The 14,291-nt window shown below is 53.6% G+C and carries 15 protein-coding genes; 11 read left to right on the top strand and 4 right to left on the bottom strand.

The window, feature by feature from the left end; all coding sequences use genetic code 11:
• Positions 1-49: 49 nt before the first annotated feature.
• Positions 50-1,210 (bottom strand): MFS transporter, encoded by a 1,161-nt coding sequence (locus tag ACT3RP_RS04105; protein WP_483393313.1) that lies wholly within the window; start codon positions 1,208-1,210, stop codon positions 50-52.
• Positions 1,211-1,380: 170 nt separating this feature from the next.
• On the opposite strand from ACT3RP_RS04105, the gene ACT3RP_RS04100 reads away from it, so the two are divergent.
• Positions 1,381-1,836, top strand: a complete 456-nt coding sequence (locus ACT3RP_RS04100; RefSeq protein WP_483393312.1) for a Spy/CpxP family protein refolding chaperone — start codon at positions 1,381-1,383, stop codon at positions 1,834-1,836.
• Between the two features lie 87 nt (positions 1,837-1,923).
• On the opposite strand, the gene ACT3RP_RS04095 is transcribed toward ACT3RP_RS04100, so the two are convergent.
• The 3 genes from ACT3RP_RS04095 to ACT3RP_RS04085 all read right to left on the bottom strand — a co-directional run bounded on the left by ACT3RP_RS04095 (position 1,924) and on the right by ACT3RP_RS04085 (position 5,253).
• Positions 1,924-2,355 (bottom strand): DNA polymerase III subunit chi, encoded by a 432-nt coding sequence (locus ACT3RP_RS04095; protein ID WP_096282140.1) that lies wholly within the window; start codon positions 2,353-2,355, stop codon positions 1,924-1,926.
• Between the two features lie 88 nt (positions 2,356-2,443).
• Complete coding sequence (locus ACT3RP_RS04090; RefSeq protein ID WP_483393311.1) at positions 2,444-3,571, bottom strand: branched-chain amino acid aminotransferase; 1,128 nt, start codon at positions 3,569-3,571, stop codon at positions 2,444-2,446.
• 161 nt (positions 3,572-3,732) lie between these two features.
• Positions 3,733-5,253, bottom strand: a complete 1,521-nt coding sequence (locus tag ACT3RP_RS04085) for a leucyl aminopeptidase (RefSeq protein ID WP_483393310.1) — start codon at positions 5,251-5,253, stop codon at positions 3,733-3,735.
• A gap of 146 nt (positions 5,254-5,399) precedes the next feature.
• Here ACT3RP_RS04085 and lptF point away from each other — a divergent pair, with 146 nt between their 5' ends.
• The 10 genes from lptF (at position 5,400) to ACT3RP_RS04035 (ending at position 14,241) form a co-directional block, all read left to right on the top strand.
• Positions 5,400-6,479 carry an LPS export ABC transporter permease LptF gene (gene lptF, locus ACT3RP_RS04080; RefSeq protein WP_096282137.1) on the top strand — a complete coding sequence of 360 codons (1,080 nt, stop codon included), beginning with the start codon at positions 5,400-5,402 and terminating at the stop codon, positions 6,477-6,479.
• Positions 6,480-6,490: 11 nt separating this feature from the next.
• Positions 6,491-7,555 carry an LPS export ABC transporter permease LptG gene (lptG, locus tag ACT3RP_RS04075; protein ID WP_096282437.1) on the top strand — a complete coding sequence of 355 codons (1,065 nt, stop codon included), beginning with the start codon at positions 6,491-6,493 and terminating at the stop codon, positions 7,553-7,555.
• Positions 7,556-7,559: 4 nt separating this feature from the next.
• Positions 7,560-8,033 carry an RDD family protein gene (locus tag ACT3RP_RS04070; protein WP_096282136.1) on the top strand — a complete coding sequence of 158 codons (474 nt, stop codon included), beginning with the start codon at positions 7,560-7,562 and terminating at the stop codon, positions 8,031-8,033.
• Positions 8,034-8,225: 192 nt separating this feature from the next.
• Positions 8,226-8,432, top strand: a complete 207-nt coding sequence (locus tag ACT3RP_RS04065; protein WP_096282135.1) for a (2Fe-2S)-binding protein — start codon at positions 8,226-8,228, stop codon at positions 8,430-8,432.
• A 204-nt stretch (positions 8,433-8,636) separates the two neighbouring features.
• Positions 8,637-9,119, top strand: coding sequence for a bacterioferritin (gene bfr / locus ACT3RP_RS04060; protein ID WP_096282134.1), 483 nt, complete (start codon positions 8,637-8,639; stop codon positions 9,117-9,119).
• Between the two features lie 394 nt (positions 9,120-9,513).
• Positions 9,514-10,488 (top strand): Bug family tripartite tricarboxylate transporter substrate binding protein, encoded by a 975-nt coding sequence (locus ACT3RP_RS04055; protein ID WP_096282133.1) that lies wholly within the window; start codon positions 9,514-9,516, stop codon positions 10,486-10,488.
• Positions 10,489-10,562: 74 nt separating this feature from the next.
• The gene (locus ACT3RP_RS04050; protein WP_096282132.1) at positions 10,563-11,054 is read left to right on the top strand and encodes a tripartite tricarboxylate transporter TctB family protein; all 492 of its coding nucleotides are present in this window, start codon (positions 10,563-10,565) and stop codon (positions 11,052-11,054) included.
• Positions 11,048-12,541, top strand: a complete 1,494-nt coding sequence (locus ACT3RP_RS04045) for a tripartite tricarboxylate transporter permease (RefSeq protein WP_483393309.1) — start codon at positions 11,048-11,050, stop codon at positions 12,539-12,541. Before ACT3RP_RS04050 ends, ACT3RP_RS04045 begins: the two co-directional genes overlap by 7 nt.
• Positions 12,538-13,233, top strand: a complete 696-nt coding sequence (locus tag ACT3RP_RS04040) for a GntR family transcriptional regulator (protein WP_483393308.1) — start codon at positions 12,538-12,540, stop codon at positions 13,231-13,233. Before ACT3RP_RS04045 ends, ACT3RP_RS04040 begins: the two co-directional genes overlap by 4 nt.
• Positions 13,234-13,293: 60 nt before the next feature.
• A complete protein-coding gene (locus ACT3RP_RS04035; RefSeq protein ID WP_483393307.1) occupies positions 13,294-14,241 on the top strand; it encodes a 2-hydroxyacid dehydrogenase in 948 nt (315 codons plus the stop codon).
• Positions 14,242-14,291 lie beyond the last annotated feature (50 nt).

Here is a 14,291-nt window from a genome sequence, read left to right as displayed (position 1 = left end):
ACGGCTGGCAAAAAATGTGCACAAGTATAGCGCGAGAGGTGCTGGCTCGTCAGGTGCTTCGGGTGCGCATCGCGATGAGTCCAAGAATCGGGCCTGGCAGCAGCCACCAAATGACCGCTAGCGACTGGCTTGACCACAGTGCGGTGACCAGCGCAATGGAGGGAATAGTAATCCCGAAGCCAATGGCATTCATCATCGCCAGCGCCGCCCCTAAACGTTCAGGCGGCGCGGCCGCGCTGGCCAATGCTGAAAACTGGGCAGAGTCGGCAATCACGCTAACCCCCCATATGCATAGCAGCGCTAAAAGCAGCCAGGGCGGGGCGCTGCCAAGCAGCGGGTATATCAAACACAGCGCGCCAGAAATCGCCAATGCGATACAGGCCACTCGGTCGCTGCCGATATGACGGCTCCATTTACCCGCCAGCACACAGCCGGGTAGCCCCAAGGCAATAACGGCAAAGCTCAGCCAGGGCTGGGCACTGCTGGCGGCGCCTAGGCGCTCTAGCTCCCGGGCGACTAAAAACGGCACCAGTGCCCAAAGCGCGTACAGCTCCCAACAGTGGCCGAAATAGCCCAGCGCAGCGGCGCGAAAGCGGGGCTGTTTGAACGCCGCTAACCCCGCCCACGGCTGGCCGCTTTTGGCGGTGGCCGGTAGGTGAGGGCCAACACCCAAGCGAGCAATCATCAGCGCGGCGACCAGTGCCAGCAGTGACGCCAGCAGCAGCGGCCACTGCCAGGGAAGGTGCAGCGTTAAACCGCGCAGCAGGTGCGGGGACGCAATGCCTAGGGTCAGCATGCCGACTAGCCAGCCTAACGCCGCCCCAGCATGGCTTGGCGTCCAGCTCACGACTAGCTTCATGCCGAGCGGATAGATACCCGCTAGGCAAAGCCCGGTGGCAAAGCGCGCCACTGCGGCGAGCGTCACGCTCTCGGCGACGCCAATAAAGGCGGCATTGATCAATGCGCCCAGCACCGCTGAAATCGCAAACAGGTGGCTGGCGCGGACACGATCGGCCAAGCCTGTGGTGGCCATTAGCAGGGTGCCGGTAATAAAGCCGGCTTGAACGGCGATGGTTAATAGGCCCAGATCACTTTCGCTCAGGCCTACGGCCTCCTGGAGCGCCAGGCCAACGCCGTTAACGCTGAACCACAGCGAGGTGCCAAATAGCTGGGCGATGACAATAACGGCCAAGGGGTAGCGCGTGAGCACGTTTGAGTCTCCAATAGTGTAACGGGCGCGGCAAGGCCCCTAATGGTAATCAACAATTTTTCATTGCGACGAATTTTTTGAAAACAGCATTGTCGGAGAGCGAGAGTACCGCAAGACCCGCCAGGATTGTGCCGGGGAGGAAATTCATTTTGTACGCAATTGGAGTTTTTATGCAGTTAGCTAAACTTTTCGTTCCAGCAGTCGCCGCCCTGGTGTTCAGTGTGCCCGCTATGGCTCAGCAAATGGGTAGTGGTGCCCCCAGTGTCGATGATCAGGTTAACCAACTCGACGAAATGGTGGATCTGAATGATGGGCAGAAGGAAGAACTCAGCAACCTTTTGACCCAGATGCAAGACGACGTTGGTGCCAATGAGCAGGAAGCCCAGCAGTTGCAACAGCAACTCAGTGAGCACGTTCAGCCTGATTACGACGAAGCTGCCATTCGGGCGGATGCAGAGCGTCTTGGTGACCTAACGGCCGAGATGACCGCGGATAGCATTATCATACAGTCTCAGATCGAAGGCGTTTTCACTCAGGAGCAGCGCGATCAACTGGATGAGGCCATGGCTCAGCAGCAGGAGCAAATGCAACAGATGCAGGAGCAGATGCAGCAACAGGGAGGCTAAGGCGACGACGTACTGACAGAGATTGCCTGGTTCTGCTGATGACCCCGCCAAGTGCGGGGTCACGTGTTTATGGGTGCCGTTCAGCCATTACCCCAATTTATGCGGCACGACTTCATGGCCGAGCTCTTTATAGCGCTGCCAGCAGGCGCGTTTGGCGACCAGCACTTGTTGGTGTTGATTGATGATCTCGGCGATCCGCGCGTAGTTTTCTACGCCGTCGGGAATGTCGGGGTGCAGGTTAAGCAGCGCAGTCTCTTGCGCAGGTACCGGAAGCTGTTGCCAGCCAAGCGTAATGGGCACGCTGGCGGCCATTTCGCTACCTTCCAACGCGTGGGGCAGGTAGGCATCGGGGCGAAAATTCCACAGCGCGCTGTCGGCCTGCTCAGCGAGCGCTTTGTCCTCGCAGTGCAAATGCAGCTGATAGCCCTTACGCCAGATGGTCTCGGCGAGCTTACAGGCAAACTGCAAACGGGCTTCTAGGGTCGTGTCGGGCAGGATGTAAAAATCAATGCGCGCCATAGCGATTCCAGATAAGTCGGGTCTAGAGTAAGCGGCTCCAAACGACGCCGCCGCAAAGAATGCGGCGGCGAGAAGAAGCGCTTCGGCGTTAAACCAGCTTAGTTAGCCAGCCGTGCGTATCTTCACTACGGCCATACTGCAGATCGAGCAGCTTGCTACGAATGCGCATAGCGACTTCGTTGCTGTCACCAGCGCCTTCAATGGCAGATTTGAGGCGAATACGCTCGTTTTCGGAAACCAGCTCGCCCACCGGGGTGATCACTGCGGCGGTACCGCAGGCAAAGACTTCGATGATCTCACCCGACGCCGCGCCTTCGCGCCACTCATCAATGCTGATCGGGCGCTCTTCTGGCGTTAAGCCTTCCTCTTTGGCCAGCGTCAGTATCGAGTTGCGGGTCACGCCTTCCAAAATAGTGTCGGTTAAACGTGGCGTTACCAAACGGCCATCTTTAAACACGAAGAACAGGTTCATACCACCCAGCTCTTCAACCCACTTGTTTTCAGCAGCATCTAGAAACGCAACCTGGCCACACTGATGAGCTTCAGCTTCTTTCTGCGCAGCTAAGGACGCCGCGTAGTTACCGCCACACTTGGCAAAGCCAGTGCCGCCTGCGGCCGCGCGCTTGTAGTTCGAGGAAAGCCAGATCGATACCGGCGCAACGCCGCCTTTAAAGTAGGCCGCCGCTGGTGAAGCGATCACGTAGTAATCGACCTCTTGAGACGGGCGAACGCCTAAAAACGCTTCAGAAGCGATCATAAAGGGGCGTAGGTAAAGGCTGCACTCGTCGGAGGTGCTGGCGGGCGTGGGGACCCAAGCATGATCTTGGGCCAGCAGCGCTTTTAGCGAACCAATGAAGTCTTCATCGGAGAGTTCTGGGAGTGCCAAACGACGCGCGCTGCGGCGAAAACGCTCGGCGTTTTTCTCAGGGCGAAACGTCCAGATCGAACCGTCAGCATGGCGATAGGCTTTAATGCCTTCAAAAATTTCCTGGCCGTAGTGCAGCACTGACGCTGCAGGATCTAGCATCAACGGGCCATACGGACGCACCTGATGGCCGTGCCAGTCGGCGTCTTGGGTCCAGCGAACGTGGGCCATGTGGTCAGTGAAATACTTGCCAAAACCTGGGTTACTTAGGATATTGCCACGAATATCATCTGCCATCGGCTGATTGGATGGCAGGGTTTCAAAACTCGTTTCAAAGCTTGCAGTGGGCACGGCTATTTGTCTCCGCTAGAACCACGCCCAGGGTTGGGCACGGTTGGATACGATGGTGAATTCGATACAGCAGCACCGAGCCTCGGCTCGGTGCTGCTTGATATATCCAGGTTTAACGGTTGCGGCGCAGAAAGGCAACCGTTTCACGCATGAACGAGGCGTTAAGCGTCACTATTTTCGACCTGAGTGTCGGTTTCACGATCAAGCAAGTACTGGGTTAATAGGCCAACAGGGCGACCCGTTGCGCCTTTTTGCTTGCCGGAATGCCACGCGGTGCCTGCGATATCTAGGTGTGCCCAGGGGAAGTGATCGGCAAAACGTGACAAAAAGCACGCTGCGGTGATCGTGCCCGCTGGACGACCGCCAATATTGGCAAGATCGGCAAAGTTAGAGTCTAGCTGCTCCTGGTACTCGTCCCACAGCGGTAAATGCCACGCGCGGTCCCACGCGGCTTCACCTGCATCTAATAAGTCGAGTGCCAAATCGTCGTCGTTGGAAAGCAGACCGGTGGCGTGGTGGCCCAGGCCAATAATCACCGCGCCAGTGAGGGTGGCGATATCCACCACGCTTGCCGGCGTAAAGCGCTCGGCATAGGTCAGCGCATCGCATAGCACCAAGCGGCCTTCTGCATCAGTGTTGAGCACTTCAACGGTCAAGCCTTTCATCGTCTTGATAATATCGCCAGGCTTGGTGGCATGGCCGTCGGGCATGTTTTCCGCGGCGGCAACGATAAAGACTAGGTTGAGCTTTGGCTTAATCGCCAGTACCGCTTTGACGGTCCCGAAGACGCTGGCGGCGCCGCACATATCGAATTTCATTTCGTCCATGCCTTCACCAGGCTTGAGCGAAATGCCGCCGGTGTCGAAGGTAATGCCTTTTCCGACCAGCACATGGGGCGCGTCTTCAGCGTTTTCAGCACCGGTATATTTCATTACGATCAGGCGGGTTGGCTCTTTGCTACCGCGACCTACGGACAGTAATGAGCGTGCGCCCAGTGCTTCGAGCGCCTCTTCATCGAGAATCTCAACGTCCAGCGCACCGTTTGACTCGCGGCCTAGCTGCTGCGCCTGCTCGGCTAGGTAGCTGGGGGTGCAGATGTTGGCAGGCAGATTACCTAGCGTGCGGGTGTAGTTGATGCCTTGGCCAATTGCGTTGCCTACTAGAGCACCTTGCTGAACGATAGGCTGCGTGCTGGCGTCACTAATGACGAGTGTGAGTTTGGTAAGACTGGGGGCTGGCGCAGGCGTCGATTTGAACTGATCGAAGCGATAAATAGCCCGCTCAGCGGCTTCTAATACTTTACGAGCTTTCCAGGCCGCGTCGCGGTCGGTTAAAGGTATATCATTAAAAATGACGCTGGCTTCATCAATGGGCAGTTTCACCAGCGCGGCCATGGCGGCATCCAGCGCCTTAATGTAGGCCGCTTCCTGGCATTTTTCGCGTTCGCCCAAGCCGACCAATAACAGCCGCTGTGCCCCGAGGCCTGGCGCAAACGGTATCATGAGTACGCTGCCTAGCGAGGCATCAAAGTCGCCGCGCTCCATCAATTGGCCGATCAGACGCTCGCTAGCGTCGTCCAGTTTGGCGACGCTGGGCAGTAGGTCACTACCTTTAAAAACCGGCACTAAGAGACAGGCGGTTTCGGTTTTAGCCGGATTAGCAGTTTGAACGGAAAATTCCATGACGTCTCCAACAAGACAAGCATCGAGGGATTCGGGATAATGCCTCGTTGCTTTTGATTTTGAAAAGGCACTGAGAATAGTTTCATTAGTGTACCCAAGCCATGCGGGTATTGCATGGCATCCTGCACGACTAGCCGGAGAGCGCGTTGATTTTATTTCGGTATTTAACTCGCGAAGTGTTACTCACCATGGCGGCGGTTGCCGGCATTCTGCTGTTGGTGATCATGGGCAGCCGTTTTATCCGTTATTTCGCAGATGCGGCGGAGGGTGACTTTCCCGTCACTATTTTAGGCAGCCTGATGATGTTTCACCTGCCTGGCTTTATGGAACTGATACTGCCGCTGTCGTTTTTTCTAGGCATTTTGCTGGCTTACGGGCAGCTCTACATGAACAGTGAGATCACTGTCATGGTCGCCTGCGGTATGAGCCCGACGCGATTGTTGAAAGTAACGCTGCTGCCGGCCAGTGTTGTCGCGGTGCTGGTAGGCATGTGCAGCCTATGGCTGACACCCTATGGCGCGCTGCAAACGGAAACCGTACTGGAGGAGCAGCGCAGCCGTTTGGATGTGTCTGTGCTCGCACCGGGGCGCTTTCAGGAGTTTGGTGGCGGCCGCACCGCGTACATAGGCAGCTTTACCAGTGATGGCACTGAGATGCAGGATGTATTGGTGCACGAGCAGAATCAGCCCGGCGATGAAAATACCCACGACTATATTACCCGTGCCGCCTCTGGCTATCAGGAAACCCGGATCGATACGGGCAGCCGTTTTCTGGTGCTAGATAGAGGCGAGCGCTATGGCGTCACCCCCGGGCAGCAAAGCGCTGAACGGCTCACCTTTGATCGCTATACGCTGCGTTTAGGGCTAAACAGTAATCGGCAGTCGCTGGATTCCCTGGAGTATGCCACTACGCCAGCGCTATGGAATGATCCAAGCCCGCGTGCACAGGCACAGTGGCAGTGGCGTGCAGGGCTCCCGCTAATGGTGTTTATATTAGCCCTAATGGCGCAGCCGCTTTCCCGTGTTAATCCCCGTCAGGGGCGTTTTGGCAAGCTGCTACCGGCGGTATTTTTATACGTCGCGTATCTGAGCCTTTTACTTGCGGTGGTCGACGCCATCGGCAGTGAAACGTGGTCCGCCACGCTGGGTGTATGGCCGGTACATGGGCTGTTTTTAGGATTGGGCCTGCTGCTGCTGTGGCACTCGCAACGTAAGGGAATGCGCTGATGGTGAATCTGCTGATGGTTGACCGCCTGGACCGCTATATCGCCCGCAACGTGCTGGCGGCTATTGTTGTGGTTCAGTTCGTGCTGTTGGGCTTGGATATTACGATTGCCTATATCGATAACTTAGGCGACGTCCAGGCTGGCTATACTGCCCTTGATGCGCTGTTTTACTTGCTGATGCGTACGCCGTGGCGCTTCTATCAATATGCCCCGGTGGCAGTGTTAATTGGCGCGTTAATTGGCTTGGGCAGCATGGCCTCTAATAACGAGCTCACCGTTATGCGCGCCTCTGGGCGCTCCCTCGCACGTATTGTGTGGGGCGTGATGAAGCCTGTGCTGCTGGTGATCGTCGTGGTGTTGCTGGTGGCTGAATACGTCAGCCCGCGCACCGAACAACACGCTGAGGCGTGGCGCTTAGAAAAGATTCAGGGCGAAGGCACGATGCTGACTAGCCGCAGTGGCTGGCAGATTGAGGGCGACAGCGTCTACCGCTTCGGGGCGATCCGTGCTGATGATGTGGTGCTTGATTTAACCCGCTACCGCTTTGATGACCGGCAGCTAGTGGAAGCCACCTATGCCCAGCGCGCGCTTTGGGAAGACGGCGCCTGGCGTTTGGAAAACGTCTCTACGACGCGCATCTTCGATAATCACACTGAGTCCGACCAGGCCGCAAGCATGGGGTGGGAAACGTCCTTTACCCCCACGCAGCTTGAGCGCTTGCTGCGCGATATAGAAAGCCAGGCGCCCAGTGAGCTTTGGTACTACGCGAAGTTTCTCGCTGATCAAGGCCTGCAAAATGATCAGGCACTGCTGTATTTTTGGCAGAAAATGCTAATGCCACTCACCATGGGCTCATTAGTGCTGATTGCGGCCTCGTTCGTGTTTGGCCCGCTGCGCACCGTGGCCGCGGGTACCCGCGTGTTTTACGGGGTAATTACCGGCCTCAGCTTTAAATATGTGCAAGACCTACTGGCGCCTGCATCAACGATTTTCGGATTCTCACCCGTGTGGGCCGTCTTAGTGCCGACGCTTGTGTGTGCCGGGGTCGGGATCTATTTCTTACGCCGCAACGGTTAGCAAGATGCGCACGCGACGCTTTACTCAGTTGGGTGATGCGTGGCCAGCAGGCCTAGGCCGCCGCTTAGGCGCCATGCTCTACGACGGCTTTTTGGTTACGGCAATCTGGATTGCAGTGACGGTGGTTCACCTAATGTTTTTCCGCTATATGCTGGGCCAGTCGCCTGAAGACATTGGCGCCACTGCCTGCGATGTTTGGAGCCTGCGAATCATGCTGGTCGTGTTTGTCAGCCTGTTTTTTGTTTTCTCCTGGACGCGCGGCGGCATGACTCTGGGAATGCAGGCATGGCGGCTGCGTGTGCAAACGCGAGAGGGCTATTCACTGAGCGTGACGCAGTGCCTCATTCGCTGCGGCGTTGCGTGGCTATCGCTGCTGACGCTTGGGTTAGGCTATCTGTGGGTGCTGTTCGACCCACAACGACGTAGCTGGCCAGATATTGTGTCTAAAACGCAAACCGTCGTACTGCCAAAAGGCTAACGCGGTCGAATTTGCGCCGAAAAATAATAATTAGGCGAAAATTATTGCCTGCAAAAAATGTCGCGGCGCCAATATGTTATCGAGCGGCAGCTGTGTGTTAAGACGAATGCCTCCCAAAAAGCAGTCATTTCTACTTGATAAGATGTATACGAATCATTTACATTCATCTCATAGCTTATATGAGGTGTCACCATGTACGTTTGTGTGTGCAAGGGAGTAACCGATCATCAGATTCGTCAGCAGGTAAGCGACGGTGCGCGCAGCTGGCGGGAAGTACGCGAAGCAACCGGCTGCGCAACGCAGTGCGGTAAGTGCGCGTGCTATGCCAAATCTATTACCCGCGATGCCGTACAAGAAGCGCGTCAAGAAGCCGATATGGGACTTGCTTACGCCGTGTGACGCGAATCACTCTTGTTAGAGTTATCGTTTGCAAATGTATGATTTTCTTGAACTTTTAAACACCTTATCTATACTCTCAGGAAAGCTGGGAGTGTAGCTATGTGCGTCTATACTCCTTCTCTAACGTAACTGCTTGATCGCATTATTTAAAGGCCACTTAAACACTGGCTTAACCATCAGCATTACCGTTGAAAAGGTGACATTATGAAAGGTGATACTAAAGTTCTTGAGCATCTCAACAAGGCGCTTGGTAACGAACTCGTCGCGATTAATCAGTATTTTTTGCATTCCAAAATGTACAAAGATTGGGGCCTGAAAGCACTGGCCAAGTGGGAGTACGAAGAATCCATCGAAGAGATGCAGCACGCTGACAAGATCATCGAGCGCATCCTATTCCTAGAAGGCATTCCCAACCTGCAAGACCTGGGCAAGCTGCACATTGGTGAAAACGTTAAAGAGATGCTCGAAAGCGATCTAAAAATCGAGCACGATGGCCGCAACGATTACATTGAAGCCATCACCTACTGTGAAAGCGTAAAAGACTACGTTACTCGCGATATGCTGCGCGACCTGCTCGCCGATGAAGAAGGTCACATCGACCACATCGAAACTGAGCTGAAATTGATCGAACAGGTGGGTATCCAGAACTACCTGCAGCGCCAAATGCAGATGGCTGGCGAAGAATAAATACGCTGGCAGTATTACCGTATTAAGTGATCGTTTCACGTTAATGCGCAAAGCAAAACGGGCAGCCCATGGGCTGCCCGTTTTCTATTAGGCGACTCGCGAGTTATGAGCTAGTCGCCAGAGTCTTGCCTGACTTTCCGCTCTCTGAAAATAACCATGAAGCTATAGAGCCTCTACATATTATTCCTGCCGCAAAGCATTTGCCGCCATTCTTCAAAAAACTTCCATCACATTTATAATATTAATAGTTAACTAAATCAATTGCTTGTTCCGTTTAATGGATGTTTTTTTCACGACTGAAACTTGCTTCAAAGACTAAAGTTTAAGCTTCATTGCTTTGACATAGTGCATTTAAAAAGCTTTATATATCGTGATATATCAAAGGAGTGTGACTATGCGCAAAACAACCTTTCTAACAGCATCGGCGCTACTTATTGCTGGCCTTATTCCCTCTCTGGCGTTGGCTCAATGGCCGGAACGACCTGTCAATATTGTCGTTCCTTCGGGTGCTGGCGGCGGTACCGATCAGACCGGGCGAATGTTGGCTGAAAGGCTTCAGGAATATTTCGGCCAACCCTTCAATGTAATTAATCAGGGGCAAGGGGGAGGTGTAATAGGTCTTTCCTCAATCAAAAATGCTGATCCCGACGGCTATACGCTGGGGGTTCTTTATAATTTCGCCCATTACGCGGCGATGGGGCAGGCCGACTTTGATGCAGCAGACTTTACTGCTATTGCACAGTTCAACTTTGATCCGGCTGGCTTCCAGGTTCGCGACGACAGTCCTTGGGAGAATATCGAGCAGGCTTTGGATGATATTCAGCAGTCTCCAGAGGATTATGTTATTGCCTGCGGTGGTGGGTGCGGGGGCTCCTGGCCCATGGCTGTTGCAACAATGATGGATCAGTACGGTGTTGACGTATCAAAGGTGCGTTTTGTATCAGGTCAAGGGGCTGCCGCTGCATTGCAGGATCTTGCTGCTGGCGGTGTCGATATTGTTCCTTCTTCTCTGCCTGAGGCTAGTCCCTTGATACAGGCGGGGCGCATCAAATCGCTAGTAGTGATGGGTGATGAAAGGCTGGAAGCTTTCCCTGACGTTCCTACGCTGGCCGAAGCTACCGACATAGGCTTGCAGCTGGGAGCCTGGCGTGGACTAGTGGCTCCCCAAGGGTTACCTGATGAGATCGTCGAGCGGCTTGAAAGCGCTATGCATGAAATCGTGAACGACGATCAATGGCGCCAACAGATGACTGATCGCGGTTTTGGTATTCAGTGGCGTGATGCCCTTACGTTCAGCGATTTTATGAACGAGCAACAGGCCTCGGTACGCGAGCTCATCGAAACCATCGGTTTAGTCAAAAGCAACTGATTCTTGCTTGTCATTCGCCGGCGGCATGCCTAAGTGCCGCCGCAGTTCAGACAGTCGTACTTGGAGTCATCGCTTTGAAATTCGACGACAGTATCAGTGGGCTACTCATTATCTGCTTCGGCAGCATGGTCATTTTTTTTGCTCAACAGTTACCGACACTGCAGTTTATCGATTATGGGCCGGGCTTCTTTCCTACCTTGATCGGTATTGTGCTTGTTATATGTGGGTTGTCTGTACTGGCGAAGCGGATTGTTTCCAGCCAAGGCAAGATAGCTACTTGGGTGCGCATCGATAGTGATCAGGATGTATGGAAATCGCTATTAACCATTGGCTTTGTGATTGCCGTTATTCTTTTTTATATCTTTACCGTCAAAATTCTGGGTTTTTTGGTAACGATGCCGCTGGTGCTTTTTTCATTATTGTTTTATTTCCACCGCCGTCTTGGTCGAGATCTGGGCATTGCTGTTATTGGTAGCATCGCCTTCCATAGCTTTTTTTATCAGTTAATGTCGGTGCAGTTGCCTTGGGGCCTGTTAACACCATTCGCGGGGACTCTGACATGGTAATGAATGCTCTAGCGTTATTGTTCACGCCCACAACACTTGGTGTCATGCTCGCGTGCGCTCTTTATGGGCTCGTGATTGGTGCTATTCCCGGGTTTTCCGCTGCGATGGCGGTCGCCCTAATGGTTCCCGTCAGTTACTTCTTGGATCCTGTGCCCGCGCTAGCAGGCGTTGTCACTCTCTGCGCTATGGGTATTTTTTCGGGAGATATTCCCGGCGCACTGTTACGTATTCCTGGAACACCAGCTTCCGCAGCTTATGTTGATGAATCCTACAGAATGACTCAGAAGGGGCAGGCAGGGCTCGCTCTGGGAACAGGCTTAGTATGCTCGTCAATAGGTGGGATATTCGGCAGCATCGTATTGATTTTTGCAGCGCCCTCATTAGGGAATTTAGCCCTACAGTTTAGCTCAGTTGAGTATTTCTGGCTGGCTTGCATGGGTCTGACCGCAGCGATTGCCGTCTCTCAGGGCTCAACCGCTAAGGGAGTTGTTTCCTTAAGCCTTGGTTTGTTGATTGCAATGGTAGGCCTTGACCCGGTATCTGGACAGCCTCGTTTCGCCTTCGGCACGGAATATCTCTCCGGCGGGCTAGGCTTTATACCGGTGCTCATCGGTTTATTTGCCTTATCAGAAGTCTTTCGATTTGCGCTGTCGCCAAAGGGCGATGAGCTTGCACCGGTAGGCAAGTTAGATGATGTTTTTCGGGGAGTGCTGTCTGAGATTAAGCGCATGGGGTTTCAGATACTGCAGGGTTGCGGCATTGGGACTCTGGTCGGCGCTATTCCGGGGGCTGGAGCTGACATTGCCTCTTATATCGCTTATGCCAGCACGAAGAAACAATCCCGTCACCCGGAAAAATTCGGCACTGGAATCGTCGATGGCATAGCATCAGCCAGTGCTGCCAATAATGCGTCGATTGGTGGAGCTCTCGTCCCGGCCACAGTGTTTGGTATTCCTGGTGACAGCCTGACAGCTGTGATTATAGGCGTCCTTTATATGAAAGGGCTTAACCCAGGGCCTACCGTTTTTCTGACGCAAGGTGATCTTATCACCGCAGTATTTCTTGCCTTCTTACTCGCCAATATTCTGATTGTACCGTTTGGCTATCTTGCGATCCGTATTTTCAGGCACATTCTAGCCGTGCCGCGAACGATTTTAATGCCCTTAATCATCGCGGCTTGCATTATCGGTGCGTTCGCGGTGGAGAATACGGTGTTTGCCGTCGTGACAATGCTGTGCGCCGGTATACTTGGCTTTTTCATGGAAGAAAATGGTTTTCCGCTTGCGCCAGCGATTCTCGGCGTCGTATTGGCTCCCATCGTTGAAGAGAATTTTCTTAATACATTGGTAAAATCAAATGGCGATATGCTGGTCTTCTTCAGTCGCCCTATCGCCTTGGCTCTAGCAGTAATCACTATCGCTATCTGGGTGGTTCCTCCCTTGCTAGCGCTTCTACGTCGCAATACAGGCAGAGTTAAATCAACATGAGCGGATCTTACGGTTCTACTATATCAACGCTTTTCTCGCGTGCAGAGGAGGCCTATACGATCATCGAAGAGATGATCGTTACATTGACCCTAGTACCGGGAGAGATTCTGACGGAGCAGGCACTCTGCGAGCGGCTCGATATGGGTCGAACACCCATTCGGGAAGCGCTATTAAGACTTAAGCAAGACTATTTGCTTAGCGTTCTGCCCAGGCAGGGGATTTTTATCCAGCCGATTGATACGACGACAGCTCTTGAGGCTTTAGACGTTCGCCAGCATGTTGAAGGGTTGCTTATCAGGCGCGCGAGCCAACTGGCTAGCGATAGCCAACGGCAAGAGTTCCTGCGTATGGCCGACCAGGCCGAAAAGGCCTTAAAAAGTGCCGATAACGTAGCTTTCTCACAGATTGATAAGCGTTTCAACGAACGAGTGTGTGAAGCAGCCAGGCACGCTGTTGCTGCTAAGACCATCATGCCATTGCATGCGGTATCGCGCCGAATTGGCTTTTTCTTGTCACAGTTCGCGGATTTGGGCCTAGCTGATACGGGACCTCCCCACGTGGAAATCATGCGGGCAATCGCTGAGGCCGATGCGGATACGGCATTAGCCGCGCTAGGCGTGCTGCACCGGCGTACGCGCGAGCAGACCCTTGCTATCGAACGAGAAGGGTTACTTGATCGAGCTAACAAGTGATCGAATCATTGTTGCTGCCAGTGCCCGTTAATGCTTATTCAGAAGGATGAAACTGTATATATGCCCCGATCTAATATAATCCTAGTAGGTGCTTATTCTCCCCAACAGCGTGAACGGTTAGAAACTCGTTTTATCACGTGCTCTGTTGATACTCCGCAGCAGTTGATGAGTCTCGCTAGCGACGAGCGGCAGGCCTGTGCTGCAGTTGCCTGTCATGGTCACTCACCTTTTGGTGCTGCTGAAATGGATGCGCTTCCCAGCTTGCGTCTGATTGCCAACTTTGGTGTGGGTTACGACGATATCGATATCGACGCGGCTACGAGCCGCGGTATCACGGTGACTAATACGCCCAACGTGCTAAATGATGATGTCGCTGATTTGGCCGTCGGAATGTATTTGGCCCTCAAGCGTCGCCTTATTGCTGGTGATCGCTGGGTGCGCAGCGGAGACTGGGCGCGTATTGGCTCATTTCCGCTGAATGCACATACCAGCGGTCTGCGTGTTGGCATATTAGGAATGGGGCGGATAGGTAAGGAAATTGCTGACCGCATGGTAGCGTTCAAAACCACCGTGCATTACCAATCACGTCAGGCCAAACAAGTACCTTCTGATTGGGTTTATCATGCCGATGCCATCGATCTAGCACGCTCGGTGGATGTTCTGTTTGTAACGCTAGTGGGTGGAGATGAAACTCGCCATTTCGTATCGGCTGAGGTACTCAGTGCATTACCTAGCGATGCCGTTGTGATCAATGTTTCCAGAGGCACGGTGATTGATGAGGATGCGCTAATTCAGCGTCTGCAAGGCGGATTTTTAGCGGGTGCTGCGCTTGATGTCTTTGCAACTGAGCCGCATGTAGATCCGCGGTTGTGCGATCAAGAAAATGTCTTGCTTCAGCCCCATCAAGGTTCGGGTACTATTAATACGCGCGAATCCATGGGGGACTTGCAGTACGCCAATATTCTTGCCTTCACAGAAGGTAATGAGCTAATAACGGCTGTTAATTGATATGCAAAATTGCGCTAATTACCTACCAACGGTAATAACAACAGCAGCAC

Origin of the sequence: Halomonas sp. AOP5-B2-8 (assembly GCF_052376475.1) — a bacterium.
GTDB classification, from domain to species: Bacteria; Pseudomonadota; Gammaproteobacteria; order Pseudomonadales; family Halomonadaceae; genus Vreelandella; species Vreelandella casei.
Note: the sequence above shows the minus strand (reverse complement) of the source record. Positions and strands in the feature narration are given on the sequence as shown.